The following is a 20,183-nucleotide window of genomic DNA, read 5'->3' as shown; positions in this document are numbered from 1 at the left end:
AGACGTTTTTGATATTAAATCATTAGATTTCAAGCTGTTAGGCTTGCCGGTTCGCAACTGCCCCGGAAGGCAGTTCGCACCTGTCTAATGGGAGTTCCAATGAATCTGCCGCTGATTCTCAATCTGCTGGTGTTCCTCGCCCTGCTGCTGGGCCTGGCACAAACCCGCCACACAACATTTAGCCTGGCGAAAAAAGTCCTGCTTGCACTGGTGCTTGGCGTGGTGTTCGGTGTGGCGTTGCACACTGTCTACGGTGCCGGCAACCCGGTGTTGAAAGCCTCGATCGGCTGGTTCGATCTGGTGGGCAACGGCTACGTGCAACTGCTGCAAATGATCGTGATCCCGCTGGTGTTTGCTTCGATCCTCAGCGCCGTGGCCCGTCTGCACAATGCCTCGTCGTTGGGCAAAATCAGCTTCCTGACCATTGGCACGCTGCTGTTCACCACCGCCATCGCGGCGTTGATCGGTATCGGCCTGACCAACCTGTTCGGCCTGACCGCCGAGGGCCTGGTGGCCGGCACCCAGGAAATGGCGCGCCTGCAGACCATCCAGAGCGACTATGCCGGCAAGGTCGCCGACCTCAATGTGCCGCAGTTGCTGCTGTCGTTCATTCCGCAAAACCCGTTCGCCGACCTGGCGCGGGCCAAGCCGACGTCGATCATCAGCGTGGTGATCTTTGCCGCATTCCTCGGGGTTGCAGCGCTGCAACTGTTGAAGGATGACGTGGAAAAAGGTCGGAAAGTGATCAACGCCATCGACACCCTGCAAGCCTGGGTGATGCGTCTGGTGCGCCTGGTGATGAAGCTGACCCCATACGGTGTGTTGGCGCTGATGACCAAAGTGGTCGCTGGCTCCAACCTGCAAGACATCATCAAGCTCGGCAGTTTCGTGGTGGTGTCCTATATCGGCCTGGGCTTGATGTTTGTGGTGCATGGCGTGCTGGTGTCGGCCGCCGGGATCAACCCGTTGAGATTCTTCCGCAAGATCTGGCCGGTGCTGACGTTTGCTTTCACCAGCCGTTCGAGCGCTGCAACGATCCCGTTGAGCATCGAAGCGCAAACCAGCCGCCTGGGCATCCCGCAATCCATCGCCAGCTTCGCCGCCTCGTTCGGCGCGACCATTGGCCAGAACGGCTGCGCCGGCCTGTATCCGGCGATGTTGGCGGTGATGGTAGCGCCGACCGTTGGCATCAACCCGCTAGACCCGCTGTGGATCGCGACGCTGGTGGCGATTGTTACGTTGAGTTCGGCGGGTGTGGCTGGGGTTGGCGGGGGCGCGACGTTTGCCGCGTTGATCGTGCTGCCGGCGATGGGCTTGCCGGTGTCACTGGTGGCGCTGCTGATTTCGGTCGAGCCGTTGATTGATATGGGGCGCACGGCGTTGAACGTCAGCGGTTCGATCACGGCCGGGGCGATTACCAGCCAGGTGATGCAGCAGACGGATAAAGAATTGTTGGATGCGGATGAGCATTCTGAGTTGGCTCACGCTTAAGTCTTTCAGCGGCTGAGTGGGCCTCTTCGCGAGCAAGCCCGCTCCCACATTATTCCTGCGGTGTGCACAGCATTTGTGAACACCCGAGATCAAATGTGGGAGCGGGCTTGCTCGCGATGCTCTTAGGCTTTTTCCCAAACTTCGAAGTTGTATGCCGGCTTGTCATCCACAGCCGGGTTTTCGATGTTGGACACCAGCTTCCACTGCCCCGAATCAAACTCCGGAAACCACGCATCCCCTTCCGGGCTCAGTGCCACACGGGTCAAGTACAACCGATCTGCCTGCGCCAACCCCTGCGCATACAGCTGCGCCCCGCCGATCAGCATCAGCTCATCGACGCCCTGCTCTTTGGCCCACTCTTCAGCGCGAACCACGGCCGTCTCCAGTGAGGGGTAGACCTCCGCGCCTTCGAGTACCAGACCCGCCTGACGACTGACCACGATGTTCAAGCGACCTGGCAATGGGCGACCGAGGGAGTCCCAGGTCTTGCGCCCCATGATGATCGGCTTGCCCAGGGTGGTGGCCTTGAAGTATTTGAAGTCCCCCGGCAGGTGCCAGGGCATGCTGTTGTCGATGCCGATCACGCGGTTTTCACCGAGGGCTGCGATCAGGCTGAGGGGGAGTGATTTAGTCATGCCGGCGAGGATACCAGAGCCGCGCTTACCCGGATAAGCGCCACAGCGGTTATGCTCACAGTTCAATTAAGCGACGGGATGCCGCGTGACTGAACTGAATAATCTCTGGCTGACAGAAACCATCCGCCTGCGCGAAGAACACGCCGGCCCCCTGGAAGATCTGGAAGCCAATCGGCTGGCCCGCAGCGCCGGCGGCGATCTGCCGGCACGCATACAACGCCGCGCCCTGTGGCTGGCGGAACGCGATGGCTTGAGCGAGGCACTCAAACACTGGCTGCAGGGCGCTCGACTGGCGCTGATCGTATTGGCGGTGCTGGCCGTGGTCAGCGGCACCGGCTTGGCCTTTGCCGCGATGGGCGACGGCCTGCACCCGGTGAATGTGTTCTGGGCGCTGGGCAGTCTGCTCGGGATTAACCTGATCCTGCTGTTGAGCTGGGCCTTGGGCCTGGTGTTTGCTGGCGAACACGGCGCCAGCCTCGGCCGCTTGTGGTTGTGGCTAAGCGAAAAACTCGCCCGGGACGCCAAGGCCGCACAACTGGCGCCGGCCCTGCTGCTGTTGCTGCAACGCCAGAAACTCAATCGCTGGGCCATCGGTGTTGTGGTCAATGGCCTGTGGTTGTTGGCGATGCTCAGTGCTTTGGTGATTCTGCTGACGTTGATGGCAACCCGGCGCTACGGCTTCGTTTGGGAAACCACCATCCTCAGTGCCGACACATTCATTGCCATGACCCAGGCCCTGGGTGCGCTCCCAGCCTTGCTTGGTTTCAGTGTGCCGACTGAACAGATGATCCGCGCCAGTGGCGACGCCGCACTGAATATCGAAAGCGCCCGTCAGGCCTGGGCGGCTTGGCTGGTGGGCGTGCTGCTGGTCTACGGCGTCGTGCCGCGCCTGCTGCTTGCAGTGTTTTGCCTGTGGCGCTGGAAAACCGGCAAGTCTGCCTTACGCCTGGATTTGAACCTGCCCGGTTATGCGCAACTGCGCGAACGCCTGATGCCTACCAGTGAACGCCTGGGTGTCAGCGATGCCGCACCGGCTCAACTTCATCGAGTGGAAAGCGGCGTCAGCGAACAACAAAGCGATGGCGCGCTATTGGTCGCGATCGAACTGGACGACGACCGCCCGTGGCCGCCACAACTGCCCAAGAGCGTCAGCAATGCCGGCATCCTCGACAGCCGCGAATCGCGGCACAAACTCCTCGAACAACTGAGCCGCTTTCCGCCTGCTCGCCTGGCGATCGCTTGCGATCCACGGCGCTCGCCGGATCGCGGCAGCCTGGCACTGATTGCCGAACTGGCCCGCAGCGCCAGCGCGACCCGCATCTGGTTGCTGCAAGCGCCGCCGGGTAAAGCGCTGGATGCCGAACGCCTCGGCGATTGGCACGTGGCGCTGCAACAGCTTGAGCTGCCGTTCGCCGATTGCGCACCGATGAACTGGCTGGAGACGGGCCATGACTGACACCAGGAAGCAGCCTCTGAAACTCGCGGTCGTCGGCCACACCAACGTCGGTAAAACCTCATTGTTGCGCACCCTGACTCGCGATGTCGGTTTCGGCGAAGTGTCCCACCGTCCCAGCACCACGCGGCATGTCGAAGGTGCGAGGTTGTCGGTAGATGGCGAACCTTTGCTTGATCTCTATGACACGCCCGGACTGGAAGACGCCATCGCCCTGCTCGATTACCTCGAACGCCTGGAGCGCCCCGGCGAGCGGCTGGACGGCCCGGCACGGCTGGCACGTTTTCTTGAGGGCAGCGAAGCCCGGCAGCGCTTCGAACAGGAAGCCAAGGTGTTGCGCCAGTTGCTGGCGTCGGACGCCGGGCTCTATGTGATCGACGCCCGGGAACCGGTCCTTGCCAAATATCGCGATGAGCTGGAAGTGCTGGCCAGTTGTGGCAAACCGCTGCTGCCGGTGCTGAATTTTGTCAGCAGCACCAACCACCGCGAGCCGGCGTGGCGTGAAGCGCTGGCGCGTTTGGGTTTGCATGCGCTGGTGCGCTTCGACAGCGTCGCACCGCCGGAGGATGGCGAACGCCGGCTCTATGAAAGCCTCGCGCTGCTGTTGGAACATGCCCGTCCACAGCTTGAGCGGTTGATTGCCGATCAACAGGCACAACGCTTGGCGCGCCAGCAAAGTGCGGCGCGCTTGATTGCCGAATTGTTGATCGATTGCGCCGCCTGCCGGCGCAGCGTGGTCAGCGAGGCCGAACAGGAACAGCAAGCCATCAACGAATTGCGCAAAGCCGTTCGCCAGCGCGAACAACGCTGCGTCGAAGCCCTGCTCAAGCTCTATGCCTTCCGCCCACAGGACGCGGCGGCCAGCGACTTGCCGCTGCTTGATGGGCGCTGGGGCGACGACTTGTTCAACCCGGAAACCCTCAAGCAACTGGGCGTGCGGGTCGGCGGCGGGATCGCGGCCGGTGCAGCAGCCGGCGCCGGAGTCGACTTGCTGGTCGGCGGTATTACCCTCGGCGCGGCGGCTCTGGCCGGTGCGATTGCCGGCGGCGCCCTGCAAACCGTGCGCAGTTATGGCAGTCGGTTGCTGGGCAAGATCAAGGGCCAGCGTGAGCTGACGGTCGATGACAACGTGCTGCGGCTGTTGGCGCTGCGCCAACGGCAACTGCTGCAAGCGCTGGATGCCCGTGGGCATGCGGCGATGGACAGCATCCAGGTCGCCACGCCCCAGGACAAGACCTGGCGCGAGGGCACACTGCCGGAAGCGCTGAACAAGGCACGGGCGCACCCGCAGTGGTCGTCGCTCAATGCGCATCCAAAGTTGAATCAGGCGGAGCGTCAGGAGCAGATTGAGGAGTTGGCGCAGCAGCTTTGATGCGGTTGATCAGCGCCAGTTGAACTTCACATAGGTGGTGCTCAACACCATGACAAGCTGTTGGTCCACCGCATCCTGATTGCCGTCGTTATTCATGTCGTAATTGACCAGCCAGTCCAGCTTGCCGTCGTTATTGGTGTCGTAGGCCGAGGCGGTGTAAGCGATGCTTTGATCTGAAGGTTTGCCGACACCCTCATGAAAGTGCAGGCGTACGGTGTCTGGCGAGCCGTCCCTGGCAAAGTCCTCTGTAAATATCTTGAGATAACGCTCCCAGGTAGTTCCACGATTGAACCAATTGAGCCGCAGGAACGCGTCTGCAAACGATTTGAGTAACCGTTCGTCCTTAGTGTTTTCCTTACCGTCGTTATTCACATCGCCAACCTGAAAATCAACTTTGCCATCGGCAGTGATATCCAGTGCATATGCCTTGTGAACGAGCCGATCTTCGGCACCGTTAGTCTCTTCGAAGAAATGCAGGAGCACGGTGTCAGCCCTGCCGTTTGCGCTGCGGTCCTGGGCAGTGATTTTCAAATAACGCATGGGGATAGCTCAGATCAAAATAGGGTGATCAAGCTATCCCGTACCGCTGAAACCCTCTGCGCGAATAATCTCTACCTCGTGTAGGTTTTTTCAGCAGCACTTGTCGTTTCAAGCCACCTTGGGCAAAAGGCCCAGAGCCTTGCGCTTCAAAATATCGAGATCCAGAAGCGGTACGTTCATCTCCTTGGCCATCTCATCCCACTGCCGCATGCGCAAACTCACCGTGCACAGCGGGTCTTGTTCGAACGCCTCTGCCTCGGCAGCCGACATCACCCCACCCTGATACTCCAAGGTCCGGCGACTGGCTTCGCTCAAGCGCTCGTAGTACCCCGGCTCTTTCAGCGTCAGATACCGCTTGGCTTGCACGTGGTACTCCACCAGCCGCGCCATGCGCTCGCTGAAGCCGACGCTGCGCAAGTAATTGGCGCCCAGCCGTTCATGGCTGACCACGCCAAAGCCGCCCATATTCTCGGCGCCTTCGGCGCAGATGTGTCCGATGTCATGGAAAAAAGCGGCAAGCACCACTTCGTCATCGAAGCCCTCGGCCATCGCGCACTGCGCGGCCTGGGACATGTGCTCGATCTGCGACACCGGCTCGCCGATGTAGTCGGCATCGCCGAAGCGTTCGTAGAGGGCGAAAACCTTGGCGACTGCTTGTTCGTTGGGGCTCATCAGAAGTCTCGCGATGAAGTGGGATGAGTGCTGAATTGTAGACCGCCTTCGCGGGCAAGCCCGCTCCCACAGTGGACAAGGTGATGGACAAATTGTGTGCACACCAACGATCCCTGTGGGAGCGAGCCTGCTCGCGAAGATGCCCTTTCAGGCGGCGGAGATTTACTTGGCCGCCACCTTCTCGGACTTGCCGTCATAACGCTTGCGCCATTCGGTCAAAATCTCGTCGCGATTCTTCGAAGCCCAGGCAAAGTCGTTCTTGATCAAGCGCTGTTCATAGTCAGCTGGCAACTCGGTCTGCGGCTTGGCGATTCCCGGCTGTGCGAGTACGGCGAAGTTTTCTTTATAAAGCTCCATCGCCTCGGGGCTGGCCGAGAAGTCCGCGAGTTTCTTCGCGGCGTCTTCATGTTGGGTACCCTTGATCACGGCCGTGGCTTCGATCTCCCAGCCCAGGCCTTCCTTCGGCAGGATGATGTCCAGCGGCGCGCCCTGGCGCTTGAGCTGGACAGCCGGGTATTCAAAGGAAATACCGATCGGGAACTCCCCCGCCGCCGCCAGTTTGCAGGGCTTGGAACCGGAGTGAACGTACTGGCCGATGTTCTGGTGCAGGCCGTCCATGTAGGCCCAGCCCTGCTTCTCGCCGAAGGTTTGCAGCCAGGCGCTGACGTCAAGGAAACCGGTGCCGGAAGACGCCGGGTTGGGCATGACGATCTTGCCTTTGTACTCTGGCTTGGTCAGGTCTTGCCAGCTCACGGGCTTGCTCAGGCCCTGCTTTTCGGCTTCGACGGTGTTGAAGCAAATGGTCGCGGCCCACACGTCCATGCCGACCCAGGCTGGCGGGTTGGCGGCGTCGCGGTAGTTGCCGCCAATCTTGCCAAGGTCTTTGGGCGCGTAGCTTTGCAGCATGCCTTGCTGGTCGAGGATTGCCAGGCTCGATGCGGCCAAGCCCCATACGGCGTCAGCTTGTGGGCGGTCTTTTTCGGCGAGCAATTTGGCGGTGATGATGCCGGTGGAGTCGCGCACCCATTTGATCTCGACGTCCGGGTTGGCTTTTTCGAACGCCTGCTTGTAGGTCTTGAGTTGCTCGGCTTCGAGGGCGGTGTACACCGTCAACTCGGTTTTCGCCGCAAAGGCGTTCAGGCTGAAAGCGGTGAGGACAGCAGCGGCCAGGGCCATAGGCTTGAACATGATCTTTTCCTGTAGTTGAGTTGAGAGGGTGAATCAGTGACCAGGCGCGGTCTGCCGCCAGGCTTGCGAGCGACGCAGCAAACCGCGCGAAGCCCAGGCCAGCAGCAAGGACACACCCGCCGAGGTGAACAGAATCAGGGTCGACATCGCCGCCGCACCACCGACATTGCCGGCGTCGTCCATGTTCAGGACCGCGACCGCCGCGAGAATGGTGTCGGGGCTATAGAGGAAGATCGCTGCCGAGACGGTGGTCATGGCCGAGACGAACAGGTAGCGCACAATATCCAGCAGCGCCGGCAGGCAAATCGGCACGGTGACCCGCAAGTAATGCCGATAAAGCGGCGCCTTGAGTGACAGCGCGGCGGCTTCGAACTCGGCATCGAGTTGGCGCAGCGCGGTGGTGGCGGTCATTTGCGCAGTGGTCAAATAATGCGCAATGGTGCAGACAACCAGCAGGGTCATGGTCCCGTAGAGCACATGCAGCGGGTTGCCGGTGAGGTTGAAGAAGAAGACGTAACCCAAGCCCAGCACCAGTCCCGGCACCGCCATCGGTACGAAACTGAGCATGCGCAGGGTCAGGTTCAGCCCGCGCTGGCCCTTGGTTTTCTCCATCAAGTAGGCGCCGGTGAAGATCAACAGGCTGCCAATCAGCGCCGTGCATAACGCCATCTTCACGCTGTTGCCATAGGCCAGCCAGCCGCCACCCGCGGTGTCGTTGAACTGGTAGTGGTTGAGCGACAGCGACAGGTTGTACGGCCAGAATTTCACCAGCGATGAGAACACCGCCATGCCGAACACCATTAGCAACGCGGCGCAGATCAGCAGAACCACGACCAGGTAGCAGCCGTCGCGCAGCTTCGACGGTGCCGGTTTAAAGACTTGCGCCCGACCGCTCATGGAATCGCCATGACGCCGGCGCAACCAGGCATCGACCCCGAAACTGAACAGCGCCGGCAGCAACAGCACCATGCCGATCAACGCTCCGCGACCGAACTGTTGCTGGCCGACCACCGCCTTGTAGGCTTCCAGTGCCAGCACTTGATAGTCGCCTCCGACCACCACGGGTACACCGAAGTCAGTAATGGTCAGAGTGAACACCAGACAGAACGCAGCAAATACCGCCTGACGGGTCGCCGGCCAGGTGATGCTGCGAAAGGCTTTTGCCGGACTGGCGCCCATACTCGAGGCGGCATCGAACAGGCGCGCATCCGCCAGGGAAAGCGCTGACAGCAAAATCATCAAGGCGTGTGGGAAGGTGTAGATGACCTCACCCAGAACGATGCCCCAGAAGCCGTAGATGTTATCCGAGAGCAAGCCGCGTAATAGGCCCTGGTTGCCGAACAGATAAACCAGGGCAATCCCCGGCAGCATCGAAGGCGCCATCAGCGGCAATAATGAAATCCCCCGCCAGATGCCCTTGCCGGGAATCAGGGTGCGTTGCAGGGCGTAGGCAAACAGGTAGGCCAGTGGTACGACAATGGCGGCGACGCTGAGAGATACCTTCAGGCTGTTGCCCAGCAACCAATGGAAATTGGCACTGCTGATCAATTCTTGAGCAGCCAGCCAGCCTCCGCCCTGCCCGGCTTCGGCACTGAAGCCGCGCCAGAAGATGGCCAGCAACGGCATCAGTACCGCGACGCCAAGCAGCACCAGCAAAAGGACTTTGCCGCCGACCACGAACAGGCGGTCGCCCAGTTCGGCACGGGAATACTTCCGCACCTGCTTGTGCGTCAGCGACAGCGCGATGTTCGAATTCATCAGGCAAACACCTGCAGGCTCTGTGGCGGCAAGGCCACCATGATCTGCTGCGCGCCAAGACGCGGCATGGCTTCGGGTGCCAGCTCGGCCAACAGTGCGTGGCCAGGCAAATGGTCGAGCTCGAAGCTCATCCGACAGCGATTACCCAGGAAGGTGATTTCGCGAACCCTGGCCGGAAACAGGTTTTCTTCATGCACCGGCGGATTGACGTTGATCGCTTCCGGGCGACAGAACAAACGACCCGAGGCATTTTTTGCGCTGCCGTCGGCCAGGCGCAGGTTCATCCCGCCGACTTGGGCGTGGCTGTCGCTGTTGCGGCTGAAAGGCAGCCAGTTGCCCTGGCCGACGAACTCCGCCACGAACGGCGTGGCCGGACGGTTGTAGATTTCCTGCGGCGTGGCGTACTGCTCGACTTGGCCGTTGTTCATCACGGCAATGCGGTCGGCCATCAGCATGGCCTCGTCCTGGTTGTGGGTAACCATCAGGGTGGTGATGCCGAGGCTGCGCTGCAACTGACGCAGTTCGGTGCACAGGTGCTCACGGACGCGGGCATCGAGTGCCGACATCGGTTCGTCCAGCAGCAACAACGAAGGTGCCGGGGCCAAGGCGCGAGCCAGCGCTACGCGTTGCTGCTGTCCACCGGACAACTGGCCCGGGTACTTTTTCTCACTGCCGCTCAGGCCGACCAGTTCCAGCATCTGACCGACACGCTGACGCACCTGTTCGCGGCCACTGCCGGCCAGACCGTAGGCAATGTTCGCTTCGACGGTGAGATTGGGAAACAGTGCGTAGGACTGAAACAGAATGCCGTAGTCCCGCGCTTGGGGCGCCAGGTGGGAAACGTCGCGATCGCCCAGGTACAGCTCGCCGCTGTCCTGCTTTTCCAGCCCGGCGATGCAACGCAGCAAGGTGGTCTTGCCGCAGCCCGATGGGCCCAACAAACACACCAGCTCACCGGCCGCCACGTCGAGGGAAACGTTATCCAGCGCAGTAAACGCGCCAAAGCGCTTCTGTACACCGCGCACCTTCATCGGTGCGCCAGGGTTGGTCAGGGCAGTTGCGATCGAGTTGTTCATGGACGGACCTCATCTGGCAGATGGGGCCATCCTAGGGTTGTAATGCGTCCGTCATGTGGCAGTGAGGCAAAAACCGCCGATAGTGGTATTCAAGGATTTTGGTTGCCTGGACTGACCTCTTCGCGAGCAGGCTCGCTCCCACAGTTGACCGCACGCCCCTGTGGGAGCGAGCCTGCTCGCGAAGAGGTCGGCATAGACACCAGAGATTCAGGCAGGAGACATTTCCTGCGCCAATCCCAGAAACGCCGCTGGCAACCGCGCGTTTTTTCGCTCCTTGAGGCAGTACAGGTACTCCGGAATCTGCGGCGCATTCTCGATGGTCAGCACGCGCAGTTGCGGATCATGCGGCACTTCCTGGCGGGCAATAATGCTGATGCCGATATTGCGCAACACCGCCTCACGGATCGATTCGCGGCTGCCAATCTCCAGCAGCGGCCCGAAACCGACACCGGCGCTGGCGAGCAACTCTTCGGTCAAACGCCGGGTGGTCGAACCCGGTTCTCGCATCAACAATGTGTGCCCTGCCAATGCGCCCAGCGGCACGTGATCGTGGACCGCCAGTGGATGATTGCGATGCACCGCCAGCACCAGCGGATCGCTGCCCAGCACCCGTCGAATCAGCCGCGCATCCTCCAGCAACTGCGAAGATGCCGCAACATCCACCCGGTACTCCTCCAAAGCTTCGAGCACCTGCTGGGAGTTGCCGATTTCCACCGACACTTCCACCTGCGGCAGGCGTTCGCGGAAGGTTTTCACCAAGTCGAGGATGTAGTACGGCGCCGTAGCGGCGATGCGCAACATGCCCTGGACCTGCCCGCTGTTACGCAGGAAGAACTCGATGTCGGCTTCCTGTTGCAGCAGTCCCTTGACCATCGGCAACAGCCGCGCGCCCTCATCGCTGACGCTCAGGCGACGGCCGCCCCGGTAGAACAACTCAACTGAGTACTGGCTTTCCAGGTTGCGAATCTGGGTGGTCACCGTGGGTTGGCTCAAACCGAGCTTTTTCGCTGCCAGGGTGATGCTGCCCAGGCGGGCGACCATGTAAAACGCCTTCAGCTCGGCACTCAGCACAACTGTCCCTCATCGTTTATTTGCGCAGCAGGCGCAAGCCATTGAACACCACCAACAGGCTCACACCCATGTCAGCGAACACCGCCATCCACATGGTGGCGAGCCCGGCGAAGGTTACCCCAAGAAAGATCGCCTTGATGACCAATGCCAGGGCAATGTTCTGCTTGAGGATGCTCGAGGTTTGTCGCGACAGACGAATGAAAGTCGGAATTTTGCGCAGATCGTCGTCCATCAGGGCGACATCGGCGGTTTCGATTGCCGTGTCTGTGCCAGCGGCAGCCATGGCGAAACCAATTTCGGCGCGCGCCAGTGCGGGCGCATCGTTGATGCCGTCACCGACCATGCCAACGTTATGGCCCTGAGCATACAGTGCTTCGATGGCTTGCAATTTATCAGAGGGCAGCAGATCCCCTTGTGCCTGGTCGATGCCAACCTGCGCGGCAATCGCCTCGGCGGTGTAGAAATTGTCGCCGGTCAGCATCAGGGTCTTGATGCCCAGGTCATGTAGTTGCTGGATCGCTTCGCGACTGGACTCCTTCACTGTGTCGGCCACGGCAAACAGCGCCAATGGGCCGGATGAATCGAGTAGTAGCACTACGGATTTACCCTGTTTTTCCAGCGCGAACAGTGTCTGTTCCAGCTCCGGTGAGCACAGGTTCAGGTCTTCGACCAGCCGATGGTTGCCCAAGTGATAGGTTTGGCCGTTGATGTCACCGCGCACTCCACGCCCGGCCAGCGCCTCGAAGTTATCCACAATCAACAGCGGGTGTTGTTTATCCACAGCGGCATTGGCGATGGCCAACGACACCGGGTGATCCGATCGACCGGCCAGTGCTGCGGCAATTGCCGGCACCGAGGCATCGGCCTTGGGATCAAGCTCCAGATAATCAGTCTGCACCGGCTTGCCGTGGGTAATCGTGCCGGTCTTGTCCAGCGCCAGATAGTCGAGCTTGTAGCCACCCTCCAGATAAACACCGCCCTTCACCAGAATACCTTTGCGCGCCGCCGCCGCGAGGCCGCTGACGATGGTCACCGGCGTGGAAATCACCAAGGCACAAGGACAGGCGACAACCAGCAGGACCAGCGCGCGGTAGATCCAGTCAAACCAAAGCGCATTCATGAACAGCGGTGGAATCACCGCCACCGCCAGGGCCAGGACAAACACCGCCGGGGTGTAGATTTTCGAGAAGCGGTCAACGAAGCGCTGGGTCGGCGCCCGCGCGCCTTGAGCCTGTTCGACGGCGTGAATGATCCGCGCCAGCGTCGAATGGTTCGCTTCAGCAGTCACGGCATATTCCAGGGAACCGGCCTGATTGATGGTGCCTGCGAATACCTTGTCGCCAACGGTTTTCTCCACCGGCAGGCTTTCACCCGTGATCGGTGCCTGGTTGATGGTCGAACTGCCCGACACCACTTCACCGTCCAGGCCAATCCGCTCACCGGGGCGTACCCGCACCCGCGCGCCGAGTTCGATGGACTTGACGTTTTGCGCAATCCAGCGGCCATCGGCTTGCAACACCGTGGCCTGCTCCGGCGCCATCTGCATCAGGCCGCTGATTGCATTGCGCGCCCGGTCCAGCGACTTGGCTTCGATCAGCTCGGCCACGGTAAACAGGAACATCACCATCGCTGCTTCCGGCCATTGCCCGATCAGGATTGCACCGGTCACCGCAATGCTCATCAAGGCGTTGATGTTCAGGTTGAGGTTCTTCAGGGCAATCCAGCCCTTCTTGTAGGTTGCGAGGCCGCCACTGAGGATCGAGACCAGAGCGATGACCGCCACCACCCAGTTCGGTGCAGCACTGGTGAAGTGAATCACTTCGGCCACCAGCGCACCCAGACCCGATAACGCCAATGGCCACCAGGGCTTTTTCACCGGCGCCGGGGCGGGCGCTTCAACACCCTGCTCCAGCGGCTCGGCTTGCATGCCGAGGGACTTGATGGCGTCGATGATCGGTGCAGTGCCTGGCAAGTCGTGGGTTACGCCGAGCACACGGTTGATCAGGTTGAATTCCAGCTGCTGCACACCCGCCAGTTTGCCGAGTTTGTTCTGGATCAGCGTTTGCTCGGTCGGGCAATCCATGGCCTCGATGCGGAAGCTGCTAAGCCGCGAGTTGGCGGTCGGCGTTTCGTTCAACTTGATCAGCGACGGCGCCGCCACTTTGGCGGAACAGCAGGAATCCCCGGGGCCGCCATGCTCATGTTTGTGCGCAGGCTGAAATTTATGGCTGTGATCGTGATCAGCCTCGGGTTTGTGGGTGTGAAGGGAGTCGCTCATCGGGTCGCGTCCTTGAAGGTGCCTGTTGCCAAGTAAAGACCCTGTAGCCACTATAGGGTCAAGCACCTATTTGGAGATTGCCGTGATGAAGATTGGAGAGCTGGCCAAACTCACTGACTGCGCCGTGGAAACCATTCGCTACTACGAACGCGAGAACCTGCTGCCGGAGCCGGCCCGCAGCGACGGCAACTACCGGGTCTATACCCAGGCCCACGCTGAACGCCTGACCTTCATCCGCAACTGCCGCACCCTCGACATGACCCTTGAAGAAATTCGCAGCCTGCTGGCCTTTCGCGACAGTCCGCAGGATCAATGTGAAAGCGTGAATGCGCTGATCGACGAGCATATCCATCACGTCAAGGCGCGGATCGATGGTTTGCTGGCGTTGCAGACACAACTGCTCGACCTGCGCCAACGCTGTGGCGAAGGGCCGGATGTTGATCAATGCGGGATTTTGCAGAGGCTGGAAGTGAGTGGCGGGGTTGTGGCGACCGAGGTTGAGCATTCACATGTCGGCCGTAGCCACGGCCATTAGTAGTAGAGGATCGTTCCCATGCTCCGCGTGGGAATGCATCCCGTGACGCTCCGCGTCACAGTGGACGCGGAGCGTCCATGGCGGCATTCCCACGCAGAGCGTGGGAACGATCTGACGGCAGGCTTCAGACCGCCATTGGCGCGGTCATCGGCGCATGGTGTTCATAGCCTTCCAGCGAGAAATCACTCGGTTCCACCAGTTCCAGCCACTCCGGCTGGTAAACACCCGTCTTGGCAAACTCCGGTACGCGGTCGGAAATCACCAGCTTGGGCATCGGGAACGGCTCGCGCTTGAGCTGTTCGTTGAGCATGTCCAGGTGATTTTCGTAAACGTGGGCGTCGCCGATGAAATAGGTAAACCAGCGCGGCGTGTAGCCGGTCAGGCGACCGATCAGGCTTAGCAGCGCGGCGCCCTCGGTGAGGTTGAACGGCGTGCCCAGGCCCAAGTCGTTCGAACGGATGTAGAGGGTCAGGGAAATCTCCCTGGTCTCGACATTCGGGTGGAACTGGTACAGCAGATGGCACGGCGGCAGGGCCATTTCATCGAGTTGTGCGACGTTCCAGCCGTGAAACAGGATACGGCGGCTGCCCGGATCCTTGATGATGGTGTCGACGCACTGGCGAACCTGATCGATGGCCTTGTACAACACCACGTAGGCCTGGCCATCCTCTTCACCTTCGGCAATCTGGCGATAACCCTGCTTCAGGGTTTGCTCGATGGCGGCCGGGTTGCTGACCGGGATCTGCTTGTACGCCGGCCATTTACGCCATTGCACGCCGTAGATCTCGCCGAGGTCGTCTTCACCCTGGCGGAACGGGTTGGCGAGCCACTGGGCGTTTTCATTGGCGTTCTGGTCCCAGACCTTGCAGCCCAACGCACGGAATTGCGCGGCATTGTTCACGCCACGCAGAAAACCGCACATCTCGCCAATGGCCGATTTGAAGGCCATCTTGCGTGTGGTGATCGCCGGGAAACCTTCCTGCAGGTCGTAACGCAGCATGGCACCCGGGAAGCTGATGGTGTTCACGCCGGTGCGATTGGCCTGTTTGGTGCCGTTCTTGATGACGTGGGCGACCAGTTCGAGATATTGCTTCATGAATTACCTGTGTCCTTGAACCCGCAGCATCGCTGCGGGATTCGAATTTTATACAGCTGCCGCTGGAGTCGCCGGGGCGCGGTGATACGCCAGCCAGATCAGGAACAACCCGCCGACGATCATCGGCACGCAGAGCACCTGGCCCATGGTTAGCCAGTTCCAGGCCAGATAGCCCAGTTGCGCATCCGGTACGCGGACGAACTCGACGATGAAACGGAAGATGCCATAGAACAGCGCGAACATCCCCGATACCGCCATGGTCGGCCGCGGTTTGCGCGAAAACAGCCACAGGATCAGGAACAGCGCGACGCCTTCGAGCGCAAACTGATACAGCTGCGACGGGTGACGTGCCAATTGTGCCGGATCAGTCGGGAAGACCATCGCCCACGGCACATCGGTAGCCTTGCCCCACAACTCGGCATTGATGAAGTTGCCGATCCGCCCGGCACCCAGGCCGATCGGCACCATCGGCGCGACGAAGTCCATCAGCTGGAAAAACGACTTGTTGTTCTTTTTACCGAACCACAAGGCTGCCAACATCACGCCGATGAACCCGCCGTGGAACGACATCCCGCCCTTCCACACTTCAAAGATCAACAGCGGGTTGGCGATATAAGCACTCAAATCGTAGAACAGCACATAACCCAGGCGACCACCGACAATCACCCCCATCGACATCCAGAACACCATGTCGGAGAGCTTCTCCTTGGTCCAGGTCGAGTCGAAACGGTTCAGCCGGCGCGACGCCAGCAGCCAGGCGCCGCCGATGCCGATCAGGTACATCAACCCGTACCAGTGGATTTTCAGCGGACCGATGGCCAAGGCCACCGGGTCGATCTGCGGGTAAGGCAGCATTGCGACTCCTCATGAGTTCAAATCAATTCCCGGGCGACGCTGTCACCTCAGGATTAAGCCAGGATTGTGTCGTGCGTCAGAGCAGATGCTTCAGACTAGAAACTTCAGGCCAACGCCAAACAGCAAAGCGGCAAACAGTCTTTTCAGCAACCTTGGCGACAGATTGTGCGCCAGTCGCGCGCCGAAGCGGGCGAAGACCATGCTGGTCAGGGCAATGCCCAACAGCGCCGGCAAATAAATGAAACCGAGACTATGGGCCGGAAGCAACGGATCGTGCCAGCCCAGAATCATGAAAAATAATGCACTGGACAGCGCAATCGGCAGGCCGCAGGCAGAGGACGTGGCGACCGCTTGCTGCATCGGCACGCTGCGCCAGGTCAGGAACGGCACGGTCAGTGACCCGCCACCAATCCCGAAAATCGCAGAAGCCCAGCCAATTACGCTGCCGGCTACGGTCAGACCGAGTTTACCCGGCACCGTTCGACTGGCCTTGGGCTTGAGTTCCAACGCCAACTGCGCAGCAATGACCAAGGCAAACACGCCGATGATCTTTTGCAGGTTGGGCCCGGAGATCGCTTCTGCAGTCAGCGCGCCAAAACCCGCACCGATCAGAATGCCCAGGGTCATCCACGCAAAAATTGGCCAGCGTACCGCTCCACGGCGATGGTGCTCCCGAATGGCGTTGACCGAGGTAAAGATAATCGTCGCCAGCGAGGTGCCTACGGCCAGGTGCGTGAGGATCGACGGATCAAACCCCTGCGCCTTGAAGCTGAATACCAGCACCGGGACAATGATGATTCCGCCCCCCACGCCGAACAGCCCGGCCAGCACTCCGGCACAGGCGCCGAGCGCCAGATAGAGCAGAAATTCCATGCTTTTCCCCTCCCAACCCCAAAATCGGAGCGGCATGGTAACGGATGCATGGCCTCGGGCTCCACTGGATGGCGATGGATACCCGCACGATGACTGCGTAGAGTGGGGAAAAAACACACAAGGATCACCTTATGTGCCTGATTGTTTTTGCTTGGCGACCGGGCCACGCCCAACCGCTGATCGTGGCGGCTAACCGCGACGAATTTTATGCCCGCCCCAGCCTGCCACTGGCGCAATGGCCCGAGGCCCCCCAGGTGCACGCCGGGCGAGACCTGGAGGCGGGAGGAACCTGGCTCGGTCTCGGCGCCAACGGGCGCTTTGCGGCGCTGACCAACATCCGCGATCCGCATCGACCGCCAGGGCGCCGGTCTCGCGGTGAGTTAGTGGCGGGATTCCTCACCAAAGATGTGCCAATTGATGACTATTTAGCCGACGTTGTCGCCCGTTCGCCTGAATATGGCGGATTTAACTTACTGATCGGCAACGCTAATGAGTTGTGGCATTTCAATGCGCGGGAATCGGAAGCGGTGATGCTACCGCCGGGGATCTACGGCCTGTCGAACGCCGGGCTGGATACGCCGTGGCCGAAACTGCTCAGGGCCAAGGCAGCACTGGGCGAGGTACTGGATGATCCGCAACCGCAGTCTTTGCTGGCCTTGCTCAGCGATTCACAGCAAGCGCCGTTTGCAGACCTGCCAGACACCGGAGTGGGGTTGGCCACCGAGACGCTGCTGTCGAGTGTGTTTATTGCCAGCCAGAGTTATGGGACGCGGGCGAGTACGGCGTTGATTGTGCGGGCGGATGGCTCGCGGCATTTGGTCGAACGGAGTTTTGGGCCGTTTGGCGGGCATTTGGGGGAAGTCGAGATCAGGCTTGGTTAAATGTCGCCAGTACCGGCTCTTTCGCGAGCAGGCTCGCTCCCACATTTGATCTCCAACGCTCACTGCTCAGCGAAGATCCCTGTGGGAGCGAGCCTGCTCGCGAAGGGGGTGTCGCCAATTCAGAGAGGCTTGATCGCCGCCGGATTGATCATCCGTGCCAACCCCAGGTTCTTCAGCGCCAATTGCAGCGAGCTGTGGATAACTTGCGGGTTGTCGATGGTCATCAGTTCGGCGAGCAGCTGCTTGGCCTTGCTCAAGTTGATCTGGCGCAGCATCCACTTCACCTTCGGCAAGTTGGTGGCGTTCATCGACAAGCTGTCGAAACCCATCGCCATCAATAGCACCGCCGCCGCCGGGTCACCGGCCATCTCGCCGCAGATACTCACTGGCTTGCCTTCGGCATGGGCGTCACGCACTACGGTTTGCAGGGCTTGCAGCACCGCCGGGTGCAGGTAGTCGTATAGGTCGGCTACTCGCGGGTTGTTACGGTCCACGGCCAACAGATACTGGGTCAGGTCGTTGGAACCAACCGACAGGAAGTCCACCTGCCGCGCCAGCTCCTTGGTCTGGTACACCGCTGCCGGAATCTCGATCATCACGCCAATCGGTGGCATCGGCACGTCGCAACCTTCGTCGCGAACCTCGCCCCAGGCCCGGTGGATCAGGTGCAGGGCTTCTTCCAGCTCATGGGTACCGGAGATCATCGGCAGCAGAATCCGCAGGTTGTTCAAGCCTTCACTGGCCTTGAGCATGGCGCGGGTCTGCACCAGGAAGATTTCCGGGTGGTCGAGGGTGACACGAATGCCGCGCCAGCCGAGGAACGGGTTGTCTTCCTTGATCGGGAAGTACGACAGCGACTTGTCGCCGCCGATGTCCAAGGTACGCATGGTCACTGGCTGTGGGTGAAAAGCGGCCAGCTGTTCGCGGTAGATCGCCAGCTGTTCCTTTTCACTCGGGAAGCGCTGGTTGATCATGAATGGCACTTCGGTGCGGTACAGACCGACGCCTTCGGCGCCGCGCTTTTGCGCGCGCGCCACGTCCGCCAACAGGCCAGTGTTGACCCAGAGCGGCATGCGGTGGCCATCGACCGTGATGCACGGCAGATCGCGCAGCGCATCCAGCCCGAGGGCCAGTTGCTTTTCTTCTTCGACCACCTCGGCGAACTGCTTGCGCAGCACGTCGCTGGGGTTGGTGTAGACCTCGCCGCGGTGACCGTCGACGATCATGCCTATGCCGTCGACCTTGGAATACGGCAGGTCCACCAGGCCCATCACCGTTGGAATGCCCATGGCCCGGGCAAGGATCGCAACGTGGGAGTTACCGGAGCCAAGCACCGAAACCAGGCCCACCAGCTTGTTTTCCGGAACCTCGCCGAGCATGGCCGGCGTCAGCTCCTCGCTGACCAGGATGGTGTTGTCGGGATAGACCAGGGTTTGCTGGCGCTCTTCCTGCAAATAAGCGAGCAGGCGACGACCGAGGTCCTTGACGTCCGACGCACGCTCACGCAAGTAAGCGTCGTCCATCAATTCGAAGCGGTTGACGTGATCGGTGACCACTTGGCGCAACGCGCCCTGGGCCCACTGCCCGGTCTTGATCACGGTGGTCACTTCGCTGCCAAGCGCCGCATCGTCGAGCATCATCAGGTAGACGTCGAACAACGCGCGCTCTTCCGGGCGCAATTGCGTGGCGAGCTTGGCGGACAACGCACGCATGTCAGCGCGCACACCTTCGATGGCGGTCTTGAACAGACCCAGTTCCGCTTCGATGTCGGTGATGGTCTTGTCGGGCACCACGTCCAGGTCGGCCGGCGGCAGCATGACCACCGCCGTACCGACCGCCGCGCCGGGCGAGCCCGGCACGCCGATGAACTTGGCTTCCTGGATACCCTTGCCCTGCCGGCCCAGGCCACGGATCGAACCGGTGGCCTCGGCGTGGGCGATAACCCCGGCGAGTTGCGCGCTCATGGTCACGAGGAAGGCTTCTTCGCCTTCATCGAACTGGCGGCGCTCTTTTTGCTGGATAACCAACACACCGACGACACGGCGGTGGTGGATGATTGGCGCCCCGAGGAACGAAGCGTAGCGCTCTTCACCAGTTTCGGCGAAGTAGCGGTAGCGCGGGTGATCCGCGGCGTTTTCGAGGTTCAGGGGTTCTTCACGCGTGCCGACCAAACCCACCAGACCTTCATTGGGCGCCATGCTGACCTTGCCAATCGAGCGCTTGTTCAAGCCCTCGGTAGCCATCAACACAAAGCGGTTGGTCTCGGGATCAAGCAGGTAGACCGAGCAGACCTGGCTGCCCATGGCCTCTTTGACGCGCAACACAATAATCCCCAACGCCGCCTTGAGATCCTTGGCGGAGTTAACTTCCTGGACGATCTTGCGCAGCGTATTGAGCATGGCTCGGGGT

The 20,183-nt window shown here is 60.7% G+C and carries 17 protein-coding genes; 5 read left to right on the top strand and 12 right to left on the bottom strand.

Going from position 1 to position 20,183, the window contains the following annotated elements; all coding sequences use genetic code 11:
* The first annotated feature begins 99 nt into the window (after nucleotides 1-99).
* A complete protein-coding gene (locus PG5_RS11735) occupies nucleotides 100-1,491 on the top strand; it encodes an L-cystine transporter (RefSeq protein ID WP_020797341.1) in 1,392 nt (463 codons plus the stop codon).
* 122 nt (nucleotides 1,492-1,613) lie between these two features.
* On the opposite strand, the gene PG5_RS11730 is transcribed toward PG5_RS11735, so the two are convergent.
* Nucleotides 1,614-2,126: a dihydrofolate reductase gene (locus tag PG5_RS11730; protein ID WP_020797340.1), complete on the bottom strand. Its 513-nt coding sequence runs from the start codon at nucleotides 2,124-2,126 to the stop codon at nucleotides 1,614-1,616.
* 85 nt (nucleotides 2,127-2,211) lie between these two features.
* On the opposite strand from PG5_RS11730, the gene PG5_RS11725 reads away from it, so the two are divergent.
* Nucleotides 2,212-3,582, top strand: a complete 1,371-nt coding sequence (locus tag PG5_RS11725; RefSeq protein WP_020797339.1) for a DUF2868 domain-containing protein — start codon at nucleotides 2,212-2,214, stop codon at nucleotides 3,580-3,582.
* A complete protein-coding gene (locus PG5_RS11720) occupies nucleotides 3,575-4,951 on the top strand; it encodes a GTPase/DUF3482 domain-containing protein (RefSeq protein WP_020797338.1) in 1,377 nt (458 codons plus the stop codon). The genes PG5_RS11725 and PG5_RS11720 overlap by 8 nt, the downstream gene beginning before the upstream one ends.
* 9 nt (nucleotides 4,952-4,960) lie before the next feature.
* On the opposite strand, the gene PG5_RS11715 is transcribed toward PG5_RS11720, so the two are convergent.
* From PG5_RS11715 to PG5_RS11685, 7 genes are all read right to left on the bottom strand, one after another.
* Entirely contained in the window at nucleotides 4,961-5,491 is a 531-nt protein-coding gene (locus PG5_RS11715) for a hypothetical protein (protein WP_020797337.1), read from the bottom strand.
* Nucleotides 5,492-5,599: 108 nt separating this feature from the next.
* Nucleotides 5,600-6,163 carry a phosphonate degradation HD-domain oxygenase gene (locus PG5_RS11710; protein WP_020797336.1) on the bottom strand — a complete coding sequence of 188 codons (564 nt, stop codon included), beginning with the start codon at nucleotides 6,161-6,163 and terminating at the stop codon, nucleotides 5,600-5,602.
* 162 nt (nucleotides 6,164-6,325) lie between these two features.
* Nucleotides 6,326-7,351 (bottom strand): putative 2-aminoethylphosphonate ABC transporter substrate-binding protein, encoded by a 1,026-nt coding sequence (locus PG5_RS11705; RefSeq protein ID WP_020797335.1) that lies wholly within the window; start codon nucleotides 7,349-7,351, stop codon nucleotides 6,326-6,328.
* A 33-nt stretch (nucleotides 7,352-7,384) separates the two neighbouring features.
* Nucleotides 7,385-9,109 carry a putative 2-aminoethylphosphonate ABC transporter permease subunit gene (locus tag PG5_RS11700; RefSeq protein ID WP_020797334.1) on the bottom strand — a complete coding sequence of 575 codons (1,725 nt, stop codon included), beginning with the start codon at nucleotides 9,107-9,109 and terminating at the stop codon, nucleotides 7,385-7,387.
* On the bottom strand, nucleotides 9,109-10,185 hold the full coding sequence (locus PG5_RS11695) for a putative 2-aminoethylphosphonate ABC transporter ATP-binding protein (protein ID WP_020797333.1): 1,077 nt from the start codon (nucleotides 10,183-10,185) through the stop codon (nucleotides 9,109-9,111). The genes PG5_RS11700 and PG5_RS11695 overlap by 1 nt, the downstream gene beginning before the upstream one ends.
* Nucleotides 10,186-10,392: 207 nt before the next feature.
* Nucleotides 10,393-11,256 carry a LysR family transcriptional regulator gene (locus tag PG5_RS11690; RefSeq protein WP_020797332.1) on the bottom strand — a complete coding sequence of 288 codons (864 nt, stop codon included), beginning with the start codon at nucleotides 11,254-11,256 and terminating at the stop codon, nucleotides 10,393-10,395.
* Between the two features lie 16 nt (nucleotides 11,257-11,272).
* Complete coding sequence (locus PG5_RS11685) at nucleotides 11,273-13,534, bottom strand: heavy metal translocating P-type ATPase (RefSeq protein ID WP_020797331.1); 2,262 nt, start codon at nucleotides 13,532-13,534, stop codon at nucleotides 11,273-11,275.
* Between the two features lie 85 nt (nucleotides 13,535-13,619).
* Here PG5_RS11685 and cadR point away from each other — a divergent pair, with 85 nt between their 5' ends.
* On the top strand, nucleotides 13,620-14,069 hold the full coding sequence (cadR, locus tag PG5_RS11680; RefSeq protein ID WP_020797330.1) for a Cd(II)/Pb(II)-responsive transcriptional regulator: 450 nt from the start codon (nucleotides 13,620-13,622) through the stop codon (nucleotides 14,067-14,069).
* A gap of 124 nt (nucleotides 14,070-14,193) precedes the next feature.
* On the opposite strand, the gene PG5_RS11675 is transcribed toward cadR, so the two are convergent.
* From PG5_RS11675 to PG5_RS11665, 3 genes are all read right to left on the bottom strand, one after another.
* Nucleotides 14,194-15,165: a thymidylate synthase gene (locus PG5_RS11675; RefSeq protein WP_020797329.1), complete on the bottom strand. Its 972-nt coding sequence runs from the start codon at nucleotides 15,163-15,165 to the stop codon at nucleotides 14,194-14,196.
* A 48-nt stretch (nucleotides 15,166-15,213) separates the two neighbouring features.
* The gene (lgt, locus tag PG5_RS11670) at nucleotides 15,214-16,020 is read right to left on the bottom strand and encodes a prolipoprotein diacylglyceryl transferase (protein WP_020797328.1); all 807 of its coding nucleotides are present in this window, start codon (nucleotides 16,018-16,020) and stop codon (nucleotides 15,214-15,216) included.
* Between the two features lie 90 nt (nucleotides 16,021-16,110).
* Nucleotides 16,111-16,893 (bottom strand): sulfite exporter TauE/SafE family protein, encoded by a 783-nt coding sequence (locus PG5_RS11665; protein WP_020797327.1) that lies wholly within the window; start codon nucleotides 16,891-16,893, stop codon nucleotides 16,111-16,113.
* Nucleotides 16,894-17,024: 131 nt separating this feature from the next.
* On the opposite strand from PG5_RS11665, the gene PG5_RS11660 reads away from it, so the two are divergent.
* Nucleotides 17,025-17,774: an NRDE family protein gene (locus PG5_RS11660; RefSeq protein ID WP_020797326.1), complete on the top strand. Its 750-nt coding sequence runs from the start codon at nucleotides 17,025-17,027 to the stop codon at nucleotides 17,772-17,774.
* A gap of 119 nt (nucleotides 17,775-17,893) precedes the next feature.
* On the opposite strand, the gene ptsP is transcribed toward PG5_RS11660, so the two are convergent.
* On the bottom strand, nucleotides 17,894-20,173 hold the full coding sequence (gene ptsP / locus PG5_RS11655) for a phosphoenolpyruvate--protein phosphotransferase (protein WP_020797325.1): 2,280 nt from the start codon (nucleotides 20,171-20,173) through the stop codon (nucleotides 17,894-17,896).
* Nucleotides 20,174-20,183: the final 10 nt, after the last annotated feature.

Origin of the sequence: Pseudomonas sp. G5(2012) (assembly GCF_000408945.1) — a bacterium.
Lineage (GTDB): Bacteria > Pseudomonadota > Gammaproteobacteria > Pseudomonadales > Pseudomonadaceae > Aquipseudomonas > Aquipseudomonas umsongensis.
The sequence above is the reverse complement of the archived record's forward strand: the minus strand, read 5'-3'. Positions and strand labels throughout refer to the sequence as shown.

Excerpts from the sequence above, each read along its gene's own strand:
- ptsP (WP_020797325.1), bottom strand. The coding sequence starts at position 20,173 with ATGCTCAATACGCTGCGCAAGATCGTCCAGGAAGTTAACTCCGCCAAG.
- PG5_RS11730 (WP_020797340.1), bottom strand. The coding sequence starts at position 2,126 with ATGACTAAATCACTCCCCCTCAGCCTGATCGCAGCCCTCGGTGAAAAC.
- PG5_RS11705 (WP_020797335.1), bottom strand. The coding sequence starts at position 7,351 with ATGTTCAAGCCTATGGCCCTGGCCGCTGCTGTCCTCACCGCTTTCAGC.
- PG5_RS11720 (WP_020797338.1), top strand. The coding sequence starts at position 3,575 with ATGACTGACACCAGGAAGCAGCCTCTGAAACTCGCGGTCGTCGGCCAC.
- PG5_RS11685 (WP_020797331.1), bottom strand. The coding sequence starts at position 13,534 with ATGAGCGACTCCCTTCACACCCACAAACCCGAGGCTGATCACGATCAC.
- PG5_RS11735 (WP_020797341.1), top strand. The coding sequence starts at position 100 with ATGAATCTGCCGCTGATTCTCAATCTGCTGGTGTTCCTCGCCCTGCTG.
- PG5_RS11675 (WP_020797329.1), bottom strand. The coding sequence starts at position 15,165 with ATGAAGCAATATCTCGAACTGGTCGCCCACGTCATCAAGAACGGCACC.
- PG5_RS11715 (WP_020797337.1), bottom strand. The coding sequence starts at position 5,491 with ATGCGTTATTTGAAAATCACTGCCCAGGACCGCAGCGCAAACGGCAGG.
- PG5_RS11665 (WP_020797327.1), bottom strand. The coding sequence starts at position 16,893 with ATGGAATTTCTGCTCTATCTGGCGCTCGGCGCCTGTGCCGGAGTGCTG.
- cadR (WP_020797330.1), top strand. The coding sequence starts at position 13,620 with ATGAAGATTGGAGAGCTGGCCAAACTCACTGACTGCGCCGTGGAAACC.
- lgt (WP_020797328.1), bottom strand. The coding sequence starts at position 16,020 with ATGCTGCCTTACCCGCAGATCGACCCGGTGGCCTTGGCCATCGGTCCG.
- PG5_RS11710 (WP_020797336.1), bottom strand. The coding sequence starts at position 6,163 with ATGAGCCCCAACGAACAAGCAGTCGCCAAGGTTTTCGCCCTCTACGAA.
- PG5_RS11700 (WP_020797334.1), bottom strand. The coding sequence starts at position 9,109 with ATGAATTCGAACATCGCGCTGTCGCTGACGCACAAGCAGGTGCGGAAG.
- PG5_RS11660 (WP_020797326.1), top strand. The coding sequence starts at position 17,025 with ATGTGCCTGATTGTTTTTGCTTGGCGACCGGGCCACGCCCAACCGCTG.
- PG5_RS11695 (WP_020797333.1), bottom strand. The coding sequence starts at position 10,185 with ATGAACAACTCGATCGCAACTGCCCTGACCAACCCTGGCGCACCGATG.